This is a genomic window from Methanobrevibacter sp., from assembly GCF_030539555.1.
Taxonomy (GTDB): domain Archaea; phylum Methanobacteriota; class Methanobacteria; order Methanobacteriales; family Methanobacteriaceae; genus Methanocatella.
In genome coordinates, this window is sequence record NZ_JAUNXX010000091.1 from 1 (window position 1) to 4,740 (window position 4,740).

General features: G+C 32.6%; 5 protein-coding genes. 4 read left to right on the forward strand and 1 reads right to left on the reverse strand.

Going from position 1 to position 4,740, the window contains the following annotated elements; translation table 11 throughout:
* The coding region (gene dcd / locus Q4Q55_RS09685) for a dCTP deaminase (RefSeq protein WP_303372606.1) at window positions 1-273 on the forward strand (273 nt) is incomplete at its 5' end.
* Window positions 274-286: 13 nt separating this feature from the next.
* Complete coding sequence (gene glyS / locus Q4Q55_RS09690) at window positions 287-1,981, forward strand: glycine--tRNA ligase (protein WP_303372607.1); 1,695 nt, start codon at window positions 287-289, stop codon at window positions 1,979-1,981.
* Between the two features lie 9 nt (window positions 1,982-1,990).
* Here the strand turns inward: glyS and Q4Q55_RS09695 are convergent, their stop codons facing one another.
* Complete coding sequence (locus Q4Q55_RS09695; protein ID WP_303372608.1) at window positions 1,991-2,767, reverse strand: winged helix-turn-helix domain-containing protein; 777 nt, start codon at window positions 2,765-2,767, stop codon at window positions 1,991-1,993.
* A gap of 186 nt (window positions 2,768-2,953) precedes the next feature.
* Here Q4Q55_RS09695 and Q4Q55_RS09700 point away from each other — a divergent pair, with 186 nt between their 5' ends.
* Window positions 2,954-3,712, forward strand: coding sequence for a TatD family hydrolase (locus Q4Q55_RS09700; protein WP_303372609.1), 759 nt, complete (start codon window positions 2,954-2,956; stop codon window positions 3,710-3,712).
* A 142-nt stretch (window positions 3,713-3,854) separates the two neighbouring features.
* Window positions 3,855-4,740: TDT family transporter (locus Q4Q55_RS09705; protein ID WP_303372610.1), on the forward strand; the 886-nt coding region annotated here is incomplete at its 3' end.

Genomic DNA, 4,740 nt, shown 5'->3' on the forward strand with positions numbered 1-4,740 from the left:
CGTTCAAGTATGGGCAGATTAGGTGTTACAATGCACGTTACAGCAGGATTCATTGATCCAGGTTTTGAAGGGAAAATTACATTAGAAATATCCAACATTGGCGCAATGCCAGTAGCATTATACCCTAAACAGAGAGTATGTCAGATTGTTTTTGAAACAATGACAACCCCTTCAGAAATGCCATACGGACACCCAAGTAGAAATAGCAAATATATGGGGCAAACCAGCCCTGAAAGTAGTCGAGTTAAATTGGATTATGAATTAAAAAATTAATGAGGTTATATTTATGAATCATGATAAAATGTCTAATATTAGTGCGAAAAGAGGATTTTTATGGCCGTCTTTTGAGATTTACTCCGGAGTATCTGGTTTTACAGATTATGGTCCTCTTGGAGCTAGTCTGAAAAACAACATCATGCAGAAATGGAGAAAACAATATGTTTCAGGTGAAGGATTTTATGAAATTGAAGGTCCGACCGTGATGCCAAAAGAAGTCTTAAAAGCATCAGGACATGTCGATAACTTCACAGACCCCATGTGTAAATGTGAAAAGTGTGGAGAAGTATTTAGAGCGGACCACATTATCGAAGAAGTAATTGGTGAAGACGTGGAAAGCCTGGAAAACGAAGAACTAGACCAAATTGTTATTGACAACAACATTGTCTGCCCAGAATGTGGAGGCAAACTATCAAACATTTGGAACTATAACCTAATGTTTAAAACCGAAATTGGAGCAAAAGGGGACAAAGTAGGATACATGAGACCCGAAACTGCTCAAGGAATCTTCATCTTATTCAAACGTTTAGAGAGATTTTTCAGAGGAAAACTTCCATTTGGAGCAGTGCAACTTGGAAAAGCCTATAGAAATGAAATATCCCCAAGACAAGGAGTAATCCGCCTTAGAGAATTTACACAAGCAGAAGCGGAAATATTTTTAAATCCAAAAGATAAGACCCATCCAAAATTCGTACAAATTGAAAATGAAGTCTTGCACTTAAATTCACAAGAAGTTCAGGAAAATAACTTAGAACCATTAGAAATTACTGCTCATGAAGCTCTTGACAAAGGAATTGTAGCTAATGAAATGTTAATTTATCAATTATATTTAGCTCGTAAATTTTTAACTGAAATTGGAATTCCTCAAGACGCTTTGAGATTCAGACAACATTTGGCTGGAGAAATGGCCCATTATGCCCTTGACTGCTGGGATGTTGAAGTGAAAACCGACAAATACGGGTGGGTTGAAATTATCGGAATTGCTGACAGAGGAGATTATGATTTAACTTCACACTCACAATTCAGTAATGATGAGTTAAATGTATTTATTGAATTTGATGAACCTAAAAAAGTCCAAAAAACCATTGTAAAACCTAATTTATCCAAGTTTGGACCAATATTTAAAGGTGATTCTCCTAAAGTAAAAAAAGCCATTGAAGATGCAGACCCTGCTGATATCAAAGCAACTCTTGAAAAAGAGGGTAAATTCACTGTTGAATTGGATAAAGTTTATGAAGTTGATGAAGAATTACTTATTTTTGAAGATGTCGAAGAGGAGATTACCGGTGAAAAAGTCGTTCCTCATGTAATCGAACCTTCATTTGGTATTGACCGTATAGTTTACTCAGTTTTACTGCATTCATTCACAGAAACCGAAGAAAAAGATTACTTTAAATTTGATAAATCAGTAGCTCCCGTACAAATCGGCGTATTTCCACTTGTCAATAAAGAAGGACCTCGCGAAATTGCTCAGGATTTAACTGAAGAATTAAGAATGGCAGGATTTAGAGTAGAATACGATGCAACAGGAACCATTGGTAAGAGATATGCTAGAGCAGATGAAATTGGTATCCCTCTTGCAATTACAGTCGATTTCGACACACTTGAAGACAATCAGGTTACTGTAAGAGACAGAGACACCGAGGGTCAGGAAAGAATTGCTCTTGATAAATTAAACGAATATTTAGAAAAATATTATAAATGAGTTTAAAACTCATTTATTTTCCTTTTTGAAATTTTTGAATAGATTATTGGCCCATTTAATCGAATCATGATTTTTAGAAATCAGCAATCTGTTTTGGTCGAAATTACCATCTTCCTTAAATAATCCTAAAATCATCACATTATAAGTAATTATCAATAAGAAATTATTGTTCTGACTAAAAGAAGACAACAATTCAATTTTTGATTTTTCTTCAAAGATTGGGAGAATTTTTTCAAAAACAAAGGCTTCAACACACTTATTTTTTTCAATAAGCCTATTTAATTCAATGTTGAAATTTTCATAATAAAACGGCAACACGCATCTTACATATTCAGCCTCTTTTAAAGCATTTTCAATATAGTTATAAGTTCTGTATGCATCAATGTCTCCAGATTCTATTAAACTTGCCTGACCCAACAAATACAATTCAGCTACTGACTCATTTGGAATCATCTCCACCAGATGTTTATCCAGTATATTAAAGAATTTATTTAATGTGTTAATAATTTCATTCAGTTCCAGAATGTTTTCTATTTTTAGTTTCATTGAATTAGACAAGAAATATTTACTGGATTCCCTATAAACATAATCATCTAATTCTAAATTATGCATACTACCTGATACTGAACTATAACTTAATCCAGTATCTACTGTTAATTCTTTCATAGTTTTTGGATGTTCATACAAGGTAGCTAACACTTTTAACCTTGATAAAGAATTTGTCAAATGTTTTACTTCATTTGAAATTGATTTATAGTTTTTTAAATAACTTTTGTTTTTATCCACTGTAAAACCACCTATTAGTATTACTAATTTTATAATTGTTATTACTTATGATATATAATCTCGTGAAGTGAACAAATGTGACAAGTAACACTTCCAAAAAGTATAAAAACCTAAAAAATATCAGATATTTTTTTAAAAGATAAACAACATACTAAAAAATAGACAATTAAACAAAGCGGGATAAATATGATTGACACACACATACATGCTGACTCAAGAAGCGGAGAAGATTTTAAAGAAATGTATCTAGCAGGAATAAATACTGCAATAACATGCAGTTTTTATCCGTATAAAATAGAAAACGAAATCGTCCTATTAAATCATCTAAATAGAATTTTAGAGCTGGATACAAGAAGAGCAAGTGAATACGGCCTAGATTTAAAAGTGGCATTAGGAATTCATCCGACAAATAGTGATGTGAAAACAGATTTAATCTTTGAAAACCTCTACAGATGGATTGAAAACAAAGAAATTGTTGCCATCGGCGAAATAGGTCTTGAAGATTTGACTGAAAATGAATTGATTGTCTTTAAAAAACAATTGGATATTGCAAATGAGACAAACTCAAAAGTAATTATCCACACTCCGAGAAAAAACAAAAAAGAAGTCCTGAAAGAAATTTTAAATATTGTTCCGCAGCATCTGGATGAAAAACAAGCAGTGATTGATCATATTAATCCAAACATTGTCGAAGATGTGATAAATGCCGATTATACATTAGGTTTAACAGTGCAACCCCAGAAAATGACTGAAATAGAAGCGATAGGAATTTTAAACGAATATGGATTTGACAAATTTCTATTAAATAGTGACATCAGCAATAAGGCATCAGATCCTCTTTCTGTTGTAAAAACCGTTCGTGAACTTCAAAGGCAGGGATATGAGAAAAGTGAAATTGAAAAGGTGTCCCACAAAAACGCCGAGAAATTCTTTGACCTGATTTGAAATCACCTCCCCTCAAAGAATTTGAAACCACAAGATTTAAACCAAAACATTGGACACAATACAATCAACAGCATATGCAAAATTCAAGTAAAGGTTCTTTCAATCCATAGATTTATTATTTTTCAAAAATCAATATAAAACCATGATTGAAAAAATACCCATTCCAATCTGCGGGATTATCCTTGCACTATTATCGCTTGGAAATCTCTTAAATGACACTCACCCCTACTTGAAGGGGATTTGTGCACTAATAGCTATTTTTCTTTTAGTTTTAATATTATTAAAACTGGTTTTTTACCCTTCAGAAATTAAAAAGGACTTCAAAAATCCAGTAATAGCCAGTAATTCAGGTACTTTTTCAATGAGTTTGATGCTTTTATCTACATATCTTACAGCATTCACACCAAGTATTGCATATAGTATTTGGATATTGGGTGTAAGCTTACATATTCTACTGATGATTTACTTCACTTATCATTTTATCATACGTAGTTTTGATATTTCGACAGTCTATCCCAGCTACTGGATAGTCTATGTCGGAATTACCATGGGCGCCATCACTGCTCATGCACATGGCCTTGATGAAATTGGATTTCTTTTCTTTTTAGCGGGATTTTTTGCGATGCTGATAACATTGCCTCTAATAATATACAGATATATGAAATTCAGAGATGTTCCTGATGGGAATAAACCGTTAATATGTATCTTTACAGCAGTTTTAAGCATATTGATTGTAGGTTACGTGAATTCATACAGCAACATTTCTATTGAATTTTTAATTGTAATGTATATATTTGCATGCTTATTCTACATTTTTGCATTGATAAAATTCATAGAATACAGAACCCTTGAGTTTTACCCTAGTTTCGCAGCTTTTACATTCCCATTTGTAATAAGTGCCCTTGCAACAAAAGGAGTAATTTCAAAAATAGGATTGAATGGTGCATTGAATAGCATTTTATCCATTCAAACAATCATAGCTACTGCTATTGTAGTCTATGTATTAATAAGATACGAAAAATTTTTAA

What these genes read in the sequence shown, in the direction of transcription:
- glyS (WP_303372607.1), top strand. Translation starts at nt 287, where the DNA reads ATGAATCATGATAAAATGTCTAATATTAGTGCGAAAAGAGGATTTTTA.
- Q4Q55_RS09700 (WP_303372609.1), top strand. Translation starts at nt 2,954, where the DNA reads ATGATTGACACACACATACATGCTGACTCAAGAAGCGGAGAAGATTTT.